The sequence below is a fragment of the Streptomyces zaomyceticus genome, assembly GCF_014656215.1.
In the GTDB taxonomy this organism is placed as follows: Bacteria; Actinomycetota; Actinomycetes; order Streptomycetales; family Streptomycetaceae; genus Streptomyces; species Streptomyces zaomyceticus.
In genome coordinates, this window is sequence record NZ_BNBZ01000003.1 from 1 (window position 1) to 15,894 (window position 15,894).

At 70.1% G+C, this 15,894-nt stretch carries 18 protein-coding genes; 7 read left to right on the forward strand and 11 right to left on the reverse strand.

The window, feature by feature from the left end:
* Nucleotides 1-276, forward strand: a 276-nt coding sequence (locus IE311_RS36565; RefSeq protein ID WP_229901743.1) for a hypothetical protein, incomplete at its 5' end; no start/stop codon positions are given.
* Nucleotides 277-402: 126 nt separating this feature from the next.
* On the opposite strand, the gene IE311_RS05100 is transcribed toward IE311_RS36565, so the two are convergent.
* A complete protein-coding gene (locus IE311_RS05100; RefSeq protein WP_189830351.1) occupies nucleotides 403-1,065 on the reverse strand; it encodes a DNA-3-methyladenine glycosylase in 663 nt (220 codons plus the stop codon).
* An 87-nt stretch (nucleotides 1,066-1,152) separates the two neighbouring features.
* Between IE311_RS05100 and IE311_RS05105 the strand changes: the two genes are divergently transcribed.
* The 3 genes from IE311_RS05105 to IE311_RS05115 all read left to right on the forward strand — a co-directional run bounded on the left by IE311_RS05105 (nucleotide 1,153) and on the right by IE311_RS05115 (nucleotide 3,199).
* A complete protein-coding gene (locus tag IE311_RS05105) occupies nucleotides 1,153-1,935 on the forward strand; it encodes a sporulation protein (RefSeq protein WP_189830352.1) in 783 nt (260 codons plus the stop codon).
* Between the two features lie 53 nt (nucleotides 1,936-1,988).
* Nucleotides 1,989-2,525, forward strand: a complete 537-nt coding sequence (locus IE311_RS05110) for a YbhB/YbcL family Raf kinase inhibitor-like protein (RefSeq protein ID WP_189830353.1) — start codon at nucleotides 1,989-1,991, stop codon at nucleotides 2,523-2,525.
* Between the two features lie 167 nt (nucleotides 2,526-2,692).
* On the forward strand, nucleotides 2,693-3,199 hold the full coding sequence (locus tag IE311_RS05115) for an HNH endonuclease (RefSeq protein WP_189830354.1): 507 nt from the start codon (nucleotides 2,693-2,695) through the stop codon (nucleotides 3,197-3,199).
* Nucleotides 3,200-3,261: 62 nt separating this feature from the next.
* On the opposite strand, the gene IE311_RS05120 is transcribed toward IE311_RS05115, so the two are convergent.
* The 4 genes from IE311_RS05120 to IE311_RS05135 form a co-directional block, all read right to left on the reverse strand.
* Nucleotides 3,262-4,035, reverse strand: a complete 774-nt coding sequence (locus IE311_RS05120) for a sulfite exporter TauE/SafE family protein (protein ID WP_189830355.1) — start codon at nucleotides 4,033-4,035, stop codon at nucleotides 3,262-3,264.
* A gap of 92 nt (nucleotides 4,036-4,127) precedes the next feature.
* Nucleotides 4,128-5,066, reverse strand: coding sequence for an SPFH domain-containing protein (locus IE311_RS05125; RefSeq protein WP_189830356.1), 939 nt, complete (start codon nucleotides 5,064-5,066; stop codon nucleotides 4,128-4,130).
* Between the two features lie 93 nt (nucleotides 5,067-5,159).
* Nucleotides 5,160-5,588 (reverse strand): NfeD family protein, encoded by a 429-nt coding sequence (locus IE311_RS05130; RefSeq protein WP_189830357.1) that lies wholly within the window; start codon nucleotides 5,586-5,588, stop codon nucleotides 5,160-5,162.
* Nucleotides 5,589-5,663: 75 nt separating this feature from the next.
* Nucleotides 5,664-6,461 (reverse strand): ABC transporter ATP-binding protein, encoded by a 798-nt coding sequence (locus IE311_RS05135; protein ID WP_189830358.1) that lies wholly within the window; start codon nucleotides 6,459-6,461, stop codon nucleotides 5,664-5,666.
* Nucleotides 6,462-6,608: 147 nt separating this feature from the next.
* On the opposite strand from IE311_RS05135, the gene IE311_RS05140 reads away from it, so the two are divergent.
* Complete coding sequence (locus IE311_RS05140; protein ID WP_189830359.1) at nucleotides 6,609-7,400, forward strand: hypothetical protein; 792 nt, start codon at nucleotides 6,609-6,611, stop codon at nucleotides 7,398-7,400.
* Nucleotides 7,401-7,469: 69 nt separating this feature from the next.
* Here IE311_RS05140 and IE311_RS05145 read toward each other — a convergent pair whose 3' ends face one another.
* From IE311_RS05145 to IE311_RS05155, 3 genes are all read right to left on the reverse strand, one after another.
* Nucleotides 7,470-7,712, reverse strand: coding sequence for a chaplin (locus IE311_RS05145; RefSeq protein WP_189830360.1), 243 nt, complete (start codon nucleotides 7,710-7,712; stop codon nucleotides 7,470-7,472).
* A gap of 152 nt (nucleotides 7,713-7,864) precedes the next feature.
* Nucleotides 7,865-8,509, reverse strand: coding sequence for a response regulator (locus IE311_RS05150; protein WP_189830361.1), 645 nt, complete (start codon nucleotides 8,507-8,509; stop codon nucleotides 7,865-7,867).
* Nucleotides 8,502-9,647 (reverse strand): GAF domain-containing sensor histidine kinase, encoded by a 1,146-nt coding sequence (locus IE311_RS05155; RefSeq protein WP_189830362.1) that lies wholly within the window; start codon nucleotides 9,645-9,647, stop codon nucleotides 8,502-8,504. The genes IE311_RS05150 and IE311_RS05155 overlap by 8 nt, the downstream gene beginning before the upstream one ends.
* Nucleotides 9,648-10,079: 432 nt before the next feature.
* Here IE311_RS05155 and IE311_RS05160 point away from each other — a divergent pair, with 432 nt between their 5' ends.
* A complete protein-coding gene (locus IE311_RS05160; protein WP_189830363.1) occupies nucleotides 10,080-10,862 on the forward strand; it encodes a transglycosylase SLT domain-containing protein in 783 nt (260 codons plus the stop codon).
* 96 nt (nucleotides 10,863-10,958) lie between these two features.
* Here IE311_RS05160 and IE311_RS05165 read toward each other — a convergent pair whose 3' ends face one another.
* The gene (locus IE311_RS05165) at nucleotides 10,959-13,508 is read right to left on the reverse strand and encodes an ABC transporter ATP-binding protein/permease (RefSeq protein ID WP_189830364.1); all 2,550 of its coding nucleotides are present in this window, start codon (nucleotides 13,506-13,508) and stop codon (nucleotides 10,959-10,961) included.
* Nucleotides 13,509-13,742: 234 nt separating this feature from the next.
* On the opposite strand from IE311_RS05165, the gene serB reads away from it, so the two are divergent.
* Complete coding sequence (gene serB, locus IE311_RS05170) at nucleotides 13,743-14,957, forward strand: phosphoserine phosphatase SerB (protein ID WP_189830365.1); 1,215 nt, start codon at nucleotides 13,743-13,745, stop codon at nucleotides 14,955-14,957.
* Between the two features lie 71 nt (nucleotides 14,958-15,028).
* Here the strand turns inward: serB and IE311_RS05175 are convergent, their stop codons facing one another.
* Together IE311_RS05175 and IE311_RS05180 are read right to left on the reverse strand one after the other, a co-directional pair.
* On the reverse strand, nucleotides 15,029-15,547 hold the full coding sequence (locus IE311_RS05175; protein WP_189830366.1) for a SixA phosphatase family protein: 519 nt from the start codon (nucleotides 15,545-15,547) through the stop codon (nucleotides 15,029-15,031).
* A 35-nt stretch (nucleotides 15,548-15,582) separates the two neighbouring features.
* On the reverse strand, nucleotides 15,583-15,786 hold the full coding sequence (locus IE311_RS05180; RefSeq protein WP_189830367.1) for a hypothetical protein: 204 nt from the start codon (nucleotides 15,784-15,786) through the stop codon (nucleotides 15,583-15,585).
* Nucleotides 15,787-15,894 lie beyond the last annotated feature (108 nt).

Genomic DNA, 15,894 nt, shown 5'->3' on the forward strand with positions numbered 1-15,894 from the left:
GCAGGACTTTCAAAGGAACCTCGCCATCCGAAGATGGACGGGGTATCAACTAATCTGGCGTTGATTTTTGGCACGCTGTTGAGTTCTCAAGGAACGGACGCTTCCTTTGTACTCACCCTCTCGGGCTTTCCTCCGGGCTTCCCTTCGTGTTTCCAACCTTACCAGATCGTTTTCCGTTCCGTTTCCGGTTCGGAGTTTGTAATCCGGTGGCCTGTTGGCTGCCTTTCGCCTCTCGGCGTGGTCACTACTTTAGCTGATTTCATCGGCGGCTCATAATCGAGCCATTCGAATTCGAATTTCGGCATGCCGAAATACGCCCCTGCTGGGGAGTCATCTTGAGTAGTGGGTGGCAGCTGCGGGGTGCTTGAACAAGCAGGCCCGTAACCAGCTGCTCGGGCTACGTTAGGCGGTCGGACGGTTCGAGTCAAGTGGGCGTTTCCGGGGCGTGTGGGGTCGATACGGACTCACGCTCGGGTCCCCGTCGATCCAGAAGCGCCAGGGGTGGGGGGCTCCGTCGCCGCCGACGCCCGTGCGAGGGCCGTTGCGGATGTGCTCCGGGGCCGGCGGAGTGCCCGTAAGGAGGGTGAGGGGGGCGTCCGGGTCGGTGCAGGTGTCCGTGCCGTTCAGGGAGAGGCCGACGTCGAGGGCCGTGGCCAGGCGGGCGGGGCCCTTGGCCAGCTCGTGGTCGTACCGGGCCGAGCGGCGGCGGGGACGGGCCAGCTCGGTGCCGCTGAGGATCTCCCCCGCGCGCAGCAGCACTCCGCTCGCCTCGCCCTCGGGACCGCACACCAGGTTCAGGCAGTGCCACATGCCGTAGGTGAAGTAGACGTACGCGTGGCCGGGCGGGCCGAACATGACGGCATTGCGTGCCGTGCGTCCCCGGAAGGCGTGCGAGCCGGGGTCGATCGCGCCGGCGTACGCCTCCACCTCCGTAAGGCGCAGTTCCATCAGCCCCGCGGGTGAACGGCGGACGAGTGTGCGGCCGAGGAGGTCGGGGGCGACATCGAGGACCGGGCGGTCGAAGAAGGCCCGCGGGAGCGGCGTACGGTCGGGGCTCTCGCTCATGGCGCCCGAGCGTAGTGGTACCCGGTGGGGAACCGGTTACGGTCGTCGCGCGTATGTAGGGGTCAGGACTGAGAAGGAGTGAAGGTCATGGGATTCAAGAAGCTGCTCGCGAGCCTGGGTGCCGGTGGGGCCACCGTGGAGACGGTGCTCACCGAGGAGAACGTGGTCCCGGGCGGTGTCGTCCAGGGCGAGGTGCGCATCCAGGGCGGCAACGTCGACCAGCAGATCGAGGGGCTCTCCGTCGGGCTTCAGGCGCGGGTCGAGGTGGAGGGCGGCGACCAGGAGCACAAGCAGGACATCGAATTCGTCAAGGTGCGTCTGGGCGGTGCCTTCGAGGTGAAGGCCGGCGCGGTGCACGTGGTGCCGTTCGGTCTCGACATTCCGTGGGAGACGCCGGTGACCTCCGTCTCCGGGCAGCAGCTGCGCGGGATGAACATCGGGGTGACGACCGAGCTGGAGATCGCCCGCGCGGTGGACTCCGGTGACCTGGACCCGGTCAACGTGCACCCGCTGCCGGCGCAGCAGGCGATCCTGGACGCGTTCCTGCAGCTGGGCTTCCGCTTCAAGAGCGCGGACATGGAGCGCGGGCACATCCGGGGGACGCGCCAGAAGCTGCCCTTCTACCAGGAGATCGAGTTCTTCGCCCCGCAGCAGTACCGGGGTCTGAACCAGGTCGAGGTCAGCTTCGTCGCGGACGACCGTGAGATGGACGTCGTCCTGGAGATGGACAAGAAGCCGGGTCTGTTCGGTGAGGGCAGCGACTCCTTCCGCGCGTTCAAGGTGGGTCTGCACGACTTCCACACGACCGACTGGGCGGCCTACCTGAACCAGTGGCTCGCCGAGGTCGGCGGGCGTCGCAACTGGCTCTAGGCTCGGCTGTACGAAGGCTGCTGACGCAGTACGGGCGATACGGAGGTTTCGACGTGTCCGAGGGCAAGAGGGCTCCTCTCCCCCATGACTTCCATCCGCCGGTGGAGACGTTCACCGTGGTGAGCGACGACATCGCGCCGGGCGGGGTCCTGAAGGACGCGCAGGTGTACGCGGCGGGGAACACCTCGCCGCAGCTGCGCTGGGAGGGGTTCCCGGCGGGGACGAAGAGCTTCGCCGTGACGTGTTTCGACCCGGACGCCCCGACGGGCAGCGGGTTCTGGCACTGGGTGCTGTTCGACATCCCGGCGTCCGTGACGGAGCTGCCCGTGGGCGCCGGGTCGGGGTCGTTCGAGGGGCTGCCGGCCGGTGCCGTGCACGTCCGGAACGACTACGGCTCGAAGGACTTCGGTGGCGCCGCTCCCCCGGCGGGAGAGCAGCACCGCTATGTGTTCACGGTGTACGCGGTGGACAGCGAGAAGCTCGGTCCCGACGGCGACGTGTCGCCGGCGGTGGTCGGGTTCAACCTGCGGTTCCACACGCTGGGGCGTGCCCAGTTGATCGGTGAGTACGCGGCTCCCGCGGCGGTCTGATCGTTCGTTTGTTGTTTGCCCGCTTCTGGTCTTGGAGAGATCAGAAGCGGGCATCTTTTGTTGCGCGGGAAATATTGCGTTGTCCGACCCCGGCCGGCCCGGCCATCGTTGATCCAGGCCCCACCGCCCCGCTCCGGGGCCGGGCCTGCACACGGGAGGTGGGCACAATGCGGGACACGCTGGTACTCAACGCGAGCTTCGAGCCGCTGTCGACGGTCACTCTCAACCGTGCGGTGGTGCTCGTCCTGACGGACAAGGCCGTCGTCGAGCACGCCCATCCCGATCTGCGGGTGCGCGGTGCCGCCGTCGACCTGCCCGTGCCGCGGGTGATCAGGCTCTGCCGCTACGTACGGGTGCCGTTCCGAAGACAGGCACCGTGGTCGAGACGGGGGGTGCTGGTCCGGGACCAACACCGGTGCGCGTACTGCGGGCGGCGGGCGACGACCGTCGACCATGTGGTGCCGCGTGCCCAGGGCGGTGGGGACAGTTGGCTGAACACGGTCGCCTCCTGCGCCGAGGACAACCACCGCAAGGCCGCCAGGACGCCGGAGCAGGCGGGGATGCCGCTGCTGTTCCAGCCGTTCGAGCCGACGCCCGCCGACGCGATGCTGCTCGCGATGCGGGCGAGTGAGCGCTCGGAGCTCCCGGAGTGGCTGGCGAAGGCGGCCGCGTAACCCTGTCCCGTACGGTGTGGGCCCGCCTTCCCCGGTGTGGGGAGGACGGGCCCTTACGGCGGCTAGCGGAGCGTCAGCTGGACGATCGCCACGATGCCGACCGCGATGATCACTCCGCGCAGGACGGCGGGCGACAGCCCCCGGCCGACCTTGGCGCCGATCTGGCCGCCGATGGTGGAGCCGACGGCGATGAGCAGGACGGCCGTCCAGTCGAACTCGGCGACGAAGAGGAAGAAGACGGCGGCGACGCCGTTGACGAGGGCGCCGAGGATGTTCTTGACGGCGTTGATCCGCTGCAGGCTGTCGTGGAGCAGCAGGCCCATCAGGGACAGGTAGAGCACGCCCTGCGCGGCGCCGAAGTATCCGCCGTACATGCTGGCGAGGAAGAGGCCGACGAGGAGGACGGGGCCGCCGTCGGGGTGGGCCTCGGTGCCGGTCTGTTCTCGGCGGCGCTTGACCGCCGCCGAGATCCGGGGCTGGAAGAGGACCAGGACGAGCGCGAGGCCGATGAGGATCGGGACGATCGCGTCGAAGGCCGCGGAGGGCAGTGCGAGCAGCAGGATCGCTCCGACGAGGCCGCCGAGGAGGGCGGCGGCGCCGAGGCGGAGGATGCGGCGCTTCTGGCCCTTGAGTTCGCGTCGGTAGCCGATGGCTCCGCTGACGGAACCCGGTACGAGGCCGAGGGCGTTGGAGACGTTCGCGGTGATCGGTGGGAGACCGGTCGCGAGAAGGACCGGGAACGTGATGAGCGTTCCCGATCCGACGATGGTGTTGATGGTGCCGGCGCCGATGCCGGCGGCGAAGACTGCCAGGGCTTCCCAGATGGACAACGCCATCTCCTTACACGGTCAGTGAGTCGCCTCCCCGCCCCGAGGTCGTCGGGGTCGAGGGGCTCGCACCGATCATGCACGAAGATTACGTGTATGCGTCAGTCAACCGGGGGTTCGTCTCGCCTCTGGGCCCCGACTCCCTTGGTGTTGAAGCCGGGGACGCTGCCGTCCTTGTTGCCGAAGGCTCCCGAGAGGCCCTTGAGGGCGTCACCGATCTCGCTGGGCACGATCCAGAGCTTGTTGGCGTCGCCCTCGGCGATCTTCGGGAGCATCTGGAGGTACTGGTAGGACAGCAGCTTCTGGTCGGGGTCGCCGGCGTGGATGGCCTCGAAGACCGTGCGGACGGCCTGGGCCTCGCCCTCGGCGCGCAGCGCGGCAGCCTTCGACTCGCCCTCGGCGCGCAGGATCGCGGACTGCTTCTCGCCCTCGGCGGTGAGGATCGCGGACTGGCGGGTGCCCTCCGCGGTGAGGATCGCGGCGCGCTTGTCGCGCTCGGCGCGCATCTGCTTCTCCATCGAGTCCTGGATGGAGGTCGGCGGCTCGATCGCCTTGAGCTCGACGCGGTTGACGCGGATGCCCCACTTGCCGGTGGCCTCGTCGAGGACGCCGCGGAGGGCCGCGTTGATCTCCTCGCGGGAGGTCAGGGTCCGCTCCAGGTCCATGCCACCGATGATGTTGCGCAGGGTGGTGACGGTGAGCTGCTCGATCGCCTGGATGTAGCTGGCGACCTCGTACGTCGCGGCCCTCGCGTCGGTCACCTGGTAGTAGATGACCGTGTCGATGTTGACGACGAGGTTGTCCTGGGTGATCACCGGCTGCGGCGGGAACGGGACGACCTGCTCACGGAGGTCGATCCGGTTGCGGATCGAGTCGATGAACGGGACGACGATGTTCAGTCCGGCGTTGAGCGTGCGGGTGTAGCGGCCGAAGCGCTCCACGATCGCCGCGCTCGCCTGCGGGATGACCTGGATCGTCTTGATCAGGGCGATGAAGACGAGCACCACCAGAATGATCAGGACGATGATGACTGCTGACATCGTGTTCCCCGTGCCCTTCGCTGCCGGTTGACTGCCGGGTTGCTTTCGATGATCCAGTTTCCCAGATGGCGGAGCGTCATGGGCGAGGTTCGGTCACATGACCACGGCGGTCGCCCCGTCGATGTCCACCACGTCGACCTGTTCGCCCGGTTCGAAGCTCTGTCCGAAGTCCAGGGTGCGCGCGGACCAGATCTCCCCCGCGAGCTTGATACGGCCCCCGTTGCCGTCGACCCGTTCCAGAACCATGGCCTGACGGCCCTTCAGGGCGTCGATCCCGCTGGCGTGTCGGGGCCTGTCGTCGCGGTGGCGGGCGGCGATCGGGCGCACCACCGCGATGAGCGCCACCGAGACGACGACGAAGACGAGCACTTGGGCGACGATGCCGAAGCCGAGCGCGGCGGTCACCGCCCCCGCGACCGCTCCGACGGAGAACATGCCGAACTCGGGCATCGCGGTCAGGACCAGCGGAATGCCGAGCCCCACCGCGCCGATCAGCCACCAGACCCATGCGTCGATGTCCACATGGTCATGGTAGGGCGGGTGGGGCACTCCGGGACAGGGCGCGGGCGACTGTGCGGGACGTCGGCGCCGTGTCCGTTACTTGAGGGGCAGGCCGTGGGCGGTCCAGCGGTCGCCGACGCGCTCGACGACGAGCGGGAGGCCGAAGCAGTGCGAGAGGTTGCGGGAGGTCAGTTCCATCTCGACCGGGCCGGCGGCGAGGACCTTGCCCTGACGGATCATCAGGACGTGGGTGAAGCCGGGCGCGATCTCCTCGACATGGTGGGTGACCATGATCATGGAGGGGGCGTACGGGTCGCGGGCGAGGCGGCCGAGCCGGCGGACGAGGTCCTCGCGGCCACCGAGGTCGAGACCGGCGGCGGGCTCGTCGAGGAGGAGGAGCTCGGGGTCGGTCATCATCGCGCGGGCGATCAGGGTGCGCTTGCGCTCGCCCTCGGAGAGCGTGCCGAACCTGCGGTCCAGGTAGTCGTTCATGCCGAGGCGGTCGAGGAAGGCCTTGGCGCGCTGCTCGTCGACCGGGTCGTAGTCCTCGTGCCAGGTGGCGGTCATGCCGTACGCGGCGGTGAGGACGGTCTCCAGGACGGTCTGACGCTTGGGGAGCTTCTCCGCCATGGCGATGCCGGCCATGCCGATGCGGGGACGGAGCTCGAACACGTCCGTGCCGACGCCGCCGAGCTGCTCGCCCAGGATGTGGGCGGTGCCCTTGGTGGGGAAGAGGTAGCTGGAGGCGATGTTCAGAAGGGTGGTCTTGCCGGCGCCGTTGGGTCCGAGGATCACCCAGCGCTCGCCCTCCTTGACCGACCAGGAGACCTCGTCCACCAGAGCCCGTCCGTCGCGGACCACGGATACGTCCACCAGCTCCAGTACATCGCTCATGAGCGCGTTGTCTCCCCTTGCGGTCGAGTCGTGTCGTCGCCTTGCGCCGGTGGGCGCGGCGTCCAGGGGAAAACCTACGTTATCGACGGAGCGGGCCGGTCCCTAGGGCTTCCTTTGCGTCCCCCGGACGCGCCCTAGTCTTGGGGGATGCTTTCGGAACCACGCTCAGGACGCCTGGCCGCATGGGGCAATGCCCTGCTGGCCGGGGCGGTGTCGCCGGACGAGGCGGCGCTGGCCATTGTCGGGGAGGACGCGGTGCACCGCGTGGAGGGGCTGCCGGGTGAGGCGCGGCCGGTGGGGCTGACGCTGGCGCTGGGCCGGCTGCGGCGGCTCGGGGTGACCGGGTGGCGGGTGGCTCTGCCCGCGCCGGGGCATCCGCTGGGGCTCAGCGGACCGCCGGACTTCAACGCGCGCGCCCTGGAGGCGGCGGAGGCGGCGGTGGGCCACGGCGCGCCGTACGGTCTCGTGCCGGAGGTCTCGGAGGCGGGCCCGGTGGGTGATGTGCACGTGGAGGTGGTCTGGCGCTGTCTGGCCGTACGGGAGGCTCCGCCGGCGGACGTGCCGTCGCTCGGCGAGGCCGAGCGGGAACTGGCCGAGGCGCTGCGGGACGCCACGGCGGTGCTGACCCGGCTGGACGTGGCGGCCTCGGGGCCGGCGGCGGACGCGGCCCGGGAGGCGTACCGGGCGCGGGCCGAGGTGGGCCGGGAGGTGCTGGCGCCGGGGTATCCGCCGCGCGCGGTGCGGGTCCTCGAGCTGGCGCAGCGGGTGGGACTCCTCGTGGACCTGGCGTACGACCACGGGCACGGGGGCGCGGTGAGCGCTTCGGAGATGGCGGCGCGGGGGGAGGCGCTGCGGCCGGTGGAGCGGGTGGCCCGGCGGGCGCAGGTCGCCGCGTACAACGCGTATGTGGAGGAGAGGGAGCGGGACCGGGGGTTCTGAACCCACCGCACCGGAAAATGGGGCCGGCCCCCGGGGGGTCCTCCGGGGGCCGGTCGGTCCTGGTGCGGCTCAGCCGTTGACGGCGTGGTTGCCGAAGGCCGGGTTGAGCAGGCCGATCACGTTGACCGTGTTGCCGGAGACGTTCACGGGGACGTGGACCGGGACCTGCACCAGGTTGCCGGAGGCGACGCCCGGCGAGTTGAGGGCCTGGCCCGTGGCCTCGGCGCCGTGGGCGGAGGCGACACCCGCGCCGGCGGCGACGATGCCACCGGCGACCATGGTGAGGGCGGCGGCCTTCTTGAGGTTCTTCACTGGGTACATCCTCCTGGTCATCGCTGCGGCCGGTCAGCAGCAGCACGCCATGGAGAACGCCGTCCCCCTCATGAGGTTGCGCCGAACGGGGGACATACACACGACGGTATGAAGGACTGAACGGTCGTGCGCCCGGCGCGCGAGGGGGCGCGTCAGTTGGTGAGGCCGTGCCGGACCGCCCAGAGGGCCGCCTGGGTGCGGTCCGCGAGGTCGAGCTTCATCAGGATGTTCGAGACATGCGTCTTGACCGTCTTCTCGGAGAGGACGAGCGCGCGGGCGATCTCCCGGTTGGACCGGCCGTCCGCGATCAGGCCGAGGACCTCCCGCTCCCGCTCCGTGAGGGCCGGGCCCCGCCCCGTACCCCCGTGGGAGTCGTCCTGGGCGAGGAGCGCGCCCGCGACCTCGGCCTGGAGCAGGACGTGCCCCGCGTGGACGGAGCGGATCGCGCCGGCCAGGGCGTCGGGGTCGATGTCCTTGTAGACGTATCCGGAGGCACCGGCGCGGAGCGCGGGGACCACCGTGCGCTGCTCGGTGAAGCTGGTGACGACGAGGACCCTCGCGGGGTTGTCGAGCTCGCGCAGCCGCTTCAGCGCCTCGATGCCGTCCGTGCCGGGCATCTTCACGTCCATGAGGACCACGTCGGGGCGGAGCTCCTCGGCCCTGGCGACGCCCTCGTCGCCGTCGGAGGCCTCCCCCACCACCTCTATGTCGTCCTGCACCTCCAGAAAGGTGCGCAGTCCTCTCCGGACGACCTGGTGGTCGTCGACCAGCAGGACACGGATCCGCTTGTCAGCCACCGGGAACCTCCATCTCGATCGTGGTGCCCTCGCCGGGGGCCGATGTCACGGTGAGCGATCCGCCGACGCCGCCCGCCCGGTCCCGCATGGAGACCAGGCCGAGGTGGCGTCCGGCGCTGCGGACCGTACGCGGGTCGAATCCCTTGCCGTCGTCGGCGACGGTGAGCCGCGCGCCCTGGCCGGCCCGGGTGAGGGAGACGGTGACGAGCTCCGCGTCCGCGTGCCGCAGGGCGTTGTGCAGGGCCTCCTGGGCCACCCGGAGCACGGCCTCCTCCTGCGCGGCGGGCAGTGCGCGGGTCCCGGGGCTCTCGAAGGTGACCCGGGCCGTGTGGGCACGGTCCAGGACCTGGATGTGGGTACGGAGGGTGTGGACGAGACCGTCCTCGTCGAGGGCGGCGGGCCGGAGCTCGACGACGGCGGCGCGCAGCTCGTCGGCGGCCTCCGCGGCGAGGGCGGCGACCTGCTGGAGCTCTCCCTTGGCGCGGGCGGGGTCGCGGTCGACCAGGGCGGCGGCGGCCTGGGCGGTCAGCCGGAGCGAGAAGAGCTTCTGGCTGACGGCGTCGTGCAGCTCGTGGGCGAGCCGGGAGCGCTCCTCGGCGATGGTGAGTTCGCGGCTGCGCTCGTACAGACGTGCGTTGGTGAGGGCGATGGCCGCGTGCTGGGCGAGGATCGAGAGGAGTTCCTCGTCCTCGGCGGTGAAGCCGCAGCCGCCGGTCTCCTTCGGGCAGCGCTTGTTGGCGAGGAAGAGGGCGCCGAGGGTCTCGTCGCCGTCCCTGACGGGGAGGCCGAGGAAGTCGGACATCTCGGGGTGGGCGGCCGGCCAGCCCTCGAAGCGGGGGTCCTCGCGGACGTCGGCGAGCCGCTCGGGCTCGGCCTTGTGGAGCATGGCGGCGAGGATGCCGTGCTGCCGGGGCAGCGGGCCGATGGCCTTCCACTGCTCGTCGCTGACGCCGTCGACCACGAACTGGGCGAAGCCCCCGTGGTCGTCGGGGACGCCCAGGGCCGCGTATTCGGCGTCGAGCAGCTCGCGGGCGGAGGCGACGATCGTCTTGAGGACGTCGCGGACCTCCAGATGGCGGCTCATCGCCAGCAGTGCGGTGCTCACGGCGGCCAGGCCGGAGCTGGGTCGATGGCTCATGTCCTCACCGTACCGGCGGGTGGTGACGGTCCGTATCCGTCCGGGGACCGCGTAGGAGGGGGACGGGGGACCTAGGTCGTAGGGCCCGGGAGGGTGCGTACACCCCGGGGAGGAGGGGGCTCACGGTGCGCATTGCCGGTGCAACGCCGGGTGAGTTCGCCACGGGGCCGATGTGAGCCCGGGCATAGGACCCAGGTCACTTACGAAGGCCCCTAGTGGACGTCCGGAGGGCGGGTCAGGGTGGGGTGAGTCAGACATAAGGGCGCTTCTGTGGCCCGTGCACACGCCCCTGATCCACTACCCGGGATCGTACGTCACACCTTTGCCACAGGATTTTGCTGCCGCTAAGAATTGCCCCCGTCGCCGCCGATGAAGGCGCAGCGCCGCCCCGGCCGAGCGACGACCCCCAGCGATTCGAAGAGGTAGTCCGTTATGTCTGCGAACACCCCTGGCCACATTCGTGGTCTGAAGAAGACCCACAAGGCCACGATCGCCGGTGTCGCCGCTCTGAGCGCCGCCGCGCTCACCCTCTCCCTGGTGCAGGGCGGCGGGTCCACCGAGACCGAGCCGCAGGCTCTCTCCGGTACGCAGCAGGTGGCCTGGTCGTACAACGCGAACAGCCCGCAGGCGAAGGCCCTGGCCGAGAGCGTCACCGAGCAGCAGAGCACCGTCGGCCTGAAGGCCAAGCAGGAGGCCGAAGCCAAGGCCAAGGCCGCCGCCGCCGCGAAGGTCAAGGCGGCCGCCAAGGCCAAGGCGGACGCGAAGGCGAAGGCCGCCGCCCAGGCGAAGGCCCAGGCGAAGGCGAAGGCCGCGGCGAAGGCCAAGGCCGACGCCAAGAAGCGCGCCGCCGCGAAGACCGCCGCGAGCCGTTCCGTCGCCCGTACCCCGGTCTTCGCGAACAACCTCGACGGCTGGATCCGCGAGGCGCTGTTCATCATGGACAAGCACAACATCCCGGGCACGTACAACGGCCTGCACAAGAACATCATGCGTGAGTCCAGCGGCAACCCGCGGGCCATCAACAACTGGGACATCAACGCCATCAACGGCGTCCCGTCGAAGGGCCTGCTGCAGGTCATCTACCCGACCTTCAAGGCCTACCACATCCCGGGCACCAAGTTCGACCAGTACGACCCGGTCGCCAACCTCGTCGCCGCCGCCAACTACGCGGCCGACCGCTACGGCTCGATCGACAACGTCAACAGCGCGTACTGATCGCACAGGGCCTGGCCCCGAGTCCGCTGTCGTACGCCGAAGGGCGGCACCCCCGCACTGGGGTGCCGCCCTTCGGCGTACGGGTCGCTCAGTCGGTCACTTGCGCATGACCTCGGGCTCGTGGCGGCGCAGCAGCCGCGCCACGGCGACGCAGCAGACGGCGGCCATGAACAGCTGGATGCCGAGGTCGAGGCTCCACTGGGCGACCGTGTGGTCCCACAGCGGGTCGACGTTCGAGGGGTTCTTCTGGTCCCACGGCGGCATCAGGTGTGCCAGGTCCAGGGTGGCGCCGGCGCCGGCGATGCCCCAGCGGGAGGGCATGAGCCAGGCGAACTGCTCCAGGCCGGGCGAGTCGTACACCTGGAAGAGGATGCCGGTGAACACGACCTGGATGATCGCGAACATGACGAGCAGCGGCATGGTCTTCTCGGCGGTCTTCACCAGCGCGGAGATGACCAGGCCGACCATCATCGAGGTCAGGCCGAGCCCGATGACCTGGATGCACAGCTCGACGGCCGGCGGCATGAACAGGCCCTCTTCGGGCAGCGCGCGCGTGGAGAAGCCGATGGCGCAGATGATCACGCCCTGGAAGGCCGTGATCAGGCCGAGGACGATGACCTTGGACATCAGGTACGCGGAGCGGGACAGGCCGACGGCACGCTCCCGCTCGTAGATGACCCGTTCCTTGATCAGCTCACGGACCGAGTTGGCCGCGCCGCTGAAGCACATGCCGACCGCGAGGATCAGCATGATCGTGCCGGCGTCGCCGTTGAACCGGGACGGGGGCGTGGGCCTGCCGAGGCCGAAGTCGGCGGGGATGACCACGGACACCGCGCCGAGGACGGCCGGCAGGATCACCATCAGGGCCATGAAGCCCACGTCGGAGGCGATCACGGAGACGTAGCGGCGGATCAGCGTCCACAGCTGGGAGCCCCAGCCCTGCGGCTTCGGCGGCCGGGACATCGCCCGCTGCGGCATCTGGACGGGCTGCGCGGCGACGGCGTCGATGTCCGCGGCGTACAGCTGGTAGTGCTGCGAGCCCTTCCAGCGGCCCGCCCAGTCGTAGTCGCGGTAGTTCTCGAAGGCGGAGAAGACATCGGCCCAGGTGGAGTAGCCGAAGAAGTTCAGCGCCTCGTCCGGCGGGCCGAAGTACGCCACCGAGCCACCGGGGGCCATCACGAGCAGCTTGTCGCAGAGGCCCAGCTCGGCCACCGAGTGGGTGACGACGAGGACCGTGCGGCCGTCGTCGGCGAGGCCGCGGAGCAACTGCATGACATCGCGGTCCATGCCCGGGTCGAGGCCGGAGGTCGGCTCGTCCAGGAAGATCAGCGACGGCTTGGTGAGGAGCTCCAGGGCGACCGAAACGCGCTTGCGCTGACCACCGGAGAGGGAGGTGACCTTCTTCTCCTTGTGGATGTCGAGCTTGAGCTCGCGCAGCACCTCGCCGATGCGGGCCTCGCGCTCGGACTCGGCGGTGTCGCCGGGGAAGCGGAGCTTGGCGGCGTAGCGGAGCGCCTTCTGGACGGTCAGCTCCTTGTGCAGGATGTCGTCCTGCGGGACCAGACCGATGCGCTGGCGCAGCTCGGCGAACTGCTTGTAGAGGCTTCGGTTGTCGTAGAGGACGTCGCCCTCGTTGGCCGGGCGGTAGCCGGTCAGCGCCTTGAGCAGCGTGGACTTTCCGGAGCCGGACGGGCCGATGACACCGATCAGCGACTTCTCCGGGACGCCGAAGGAGACGTCCTTGAGGATCTGCTTGCCGCCGTCGACCGTGACCGTGAGGTGGCGGGCCGAGAAGGAGACCGAACCGGTGTCGACGAACTCCTCGAGCTGGCCGCCGACGAGCCGGAAGGTCGAGTGACCGACGCCGACGATGTCCTGCGGGCCGAGGAGGGCGGTGCCGCCCTTGGGGATCGGCTGACCGTTGACGTACGTGCCGTTGTGCGAGCCGAGGTCGCGGATCTCGAAGCGTCCGTCGGGCGTCGCGTGGAACTCGGCGTGGTTCCGCGAGACCTGGAGGTCGGAGACGACCAGCTCGTTCTCGAGGGCACGGCCGATGCGCATGACGTGGCCGAGTGCCAGCTGGTGGAACGTGGTGGGGCTGCGGTCCGCGTACGCCGACGACGCGCCCGCGGCGGCACCGGGCCGGCCGGGTCCCTGCTGGGGCGGGACCTGCTGCTGGGGTACCTGCTGCTGCGGCGGGGCCGGCTGCTGCCAGTTCTGCTGCGGCGGGGCCTGGTGCGTGATCCACTCGGCCTGCTCGGCGGCCTGGGGTACGGGGACCTGGTGGACCGGCGCCTGGGGCGCGGCCTGCTGGTGGACCGCCGGAGCCTGCTGCTGGGCGGGGGTACCGGCGAGATTGAGCCGCGGGCCGTCGGTCGCGTTGCCGAGGTGGACGGCCGAGCCGGGACCGATCTCCACCTGGTGGATCCGCTGCCCCTGCAGGAACGTGCCGTTGGTCGAGCCGTGGTCCTCGATGACCCAACTGCGACCGCCCCAGCTGATGGTGGCGTGGCGCCACGAGACCCTGGCGTCGTCGATCACCAGGTCGCCCTGCGGGTCGCGGCCCAGGGTGTACGACCTGGACGGATCGAGCGTCCAGGTCCTGCCGTTCAATTCCAGTACGAGTTCTGGCACTCCATGCCCCACTACTTGTCCCCCGATGTACCCCCGTCGCTGGGAGTCCAGGGATGGCGAATCATCCTGGGGAACTATTTCAGGCCCGGTCCCGTAACGGAAAGTCGGGCCGTGTGAAGACCCGGCGGACACGCCCCGGGAACCCGTCCGGGGGGCGGCTTCGGGACGGGGCCACGACGACCCGGGTGTCCGCTGGGCGGGACGGGGGGTCGGGCGGCGCACGCTGCCCGATACGGTGGAAGCACCATGAGCGCATCGCAGACCTCAGACGTTCCCACCCTTCTCGTCAAGATCTTCGGGAAGGACCGTCCCGGGATCACCGCGGGACTCTTCGACACCCTCGCCGCCTACTCCGTCGACGTCGTGGACATCGAGCAGGTGGTCTCCCGGGGCCGCCTCGTCCTGTGCGCGCTCGTCACCGAGCCGACCGTCGCGTCGCAGGGCGAGCTCAGGGCCACCATCCACAGCTGGGCCGAGTCGCTGAAGCTCCAGGCCGAGATCATCTCCGGTACGGGCGACAACCGTCCCCGGGGTGAGGGGCGCTCGCACGTCACCGTGCTCGGCAACCCCATCACCGCGGAGCAGACGGCGGCCATAGCGGCCAGGATCGCGGAGAGCGGCGGCAACATCGACCGCATCTTCCGGCTGGCGAAGTACCCGGTCACCGCCGTCGAGTTCGCCGTCTCCGGCTGTGGGACGGAGCCGCTGCGGACCGCTCTCGCCACCGAGGCGCACACCATCGGGGTCGATGTGGCCGTGGTCTCCGCCGGGCTGCACCGGCGGGCCCAGCGGCTCGTCGTCATGGACGTCGACTCGACGCTGATCCAGGACGAGGTGATCGAGCTCTTCGCGGCGCACGCCGGCTGCGAGGACAAGGTCGCCGAGGTGACGGCGGCCGCGATGCGCGGCGAGCTGGACTTCGAGCAGTCGCTGCACGCGCGGGTGGAGCTGCTCGCCGGGCTCGACGCCTCGGTGGTCGACAAGGTCCGTTCCGAGGTGCGGTTGACGCCCGGGGCCCGGACCCTGATCCGGACGCTGAAGCGGCTCGGCTACCAGGTCGGTGTCGTCTCCGGTGGGTTCACCCAGGTCACGGACGATCTGAAGGAGCGGCTGGGGCTGGACTTCGCCTCGGCCAACACCCTGGAGATCGTGGACGGCAAGCTCACCGGCCGGGTGACCGGCGAGATCGTGGACCGGGCGGGCAAGGCGCGGCTGCTGCGCCGGTTCGCGGCGGAGGCGGGTGTGCCGCTGGCGCAGACCGTGGCGATCGGCGACGGGGCGAACGACCTGGACATGCTGAACGCGGCCGGGCTCGGCGTGGCGTTCAACGCGAAGCCGGTGGTGCGGGAGGCCGCGCACACGGCGGTGAACGTGCCGTTCCTGGACACCGTGCTGTACCTGCTGGGGATCACCCGCGAAGAGGTCGAGGCCGCGGACGGCGGCGAGGACCTGCTGCACTGAGGCAAGGGGAAAGGGCCCGGCCGTCCGCTGACGGCCGGGCCCTTTCCGTACGGCGGTGCACCCCGTACGGATCAGTCGTGCGGGGTCCAGAAGTCGACGAGCCGTGCGGCGCCGTGCTCCAGGGACTTCCAGGAGCCGTTGAAGCCGAGGACGGCGAAGGCCGAGGTCGGGAAGCCGCTGCGATGCATCCGGGGCAGGAGGTCGCCCTCGGCGTCACCTGCGAGGGCCTCGGCGAGTGCGTGCATCCCGGGGTTGTGGCCGATGACCAGGATGTCGGAGACCTCTTCCGAGGTCTCGTTGAGCAGGGCGATGAGCTCGCCGAGCGAGGCCTCGTACAGCCGCTCCTCGTACACCGTCCTGGGGCGCTCCGGCAGCGCCTGCACGGCCAGCTTCCAGGTCTCGCGCGTCCTGGTGGCGGTCGAGCAGAGGGCCAGGTCGAAGGCGATGCCGGTCTCGGCGAGTCTGCGGCCCGCCACGGGGGCGTCCGCGCGTCCTCGGTCGGCGAGGGGGCGCTCGTGGTCGGACTCCTGGTTCCAGTCCGCCTTCGCGTGTCGGAGCAGCACGATCCTGCGGGGTGTGTCGACGCTCATGGTCATCAGCTTCGCACGAAACGGCTCATGTCGACTCAGAGAGAGAGCGTTTGCTGGATCCGCTCCAGGACCCGTCCGGCCCCGGCGTCACCCAGGGGCGCACGGGCCCCTTCGGACCCGGCCATGAGCAGCAGGAGGGCGACGAAGGCGGCCGCCGGAAGGGCGAGGGCCCACCAGGGCAGCCGGGTGTCGACGCCGGTCACGGCCGGTCGGACGCGGGTGTACGTACGGGCCGTCATGACCGCCTCCGTGGGTGAGAGCTCCGTTTTCCCTGTTGTCTCCAACCTAGGGATCGCGGACCGGTCGGCCCATCCGGTGATCCACCCACTTCACCCTGACACCCGCCC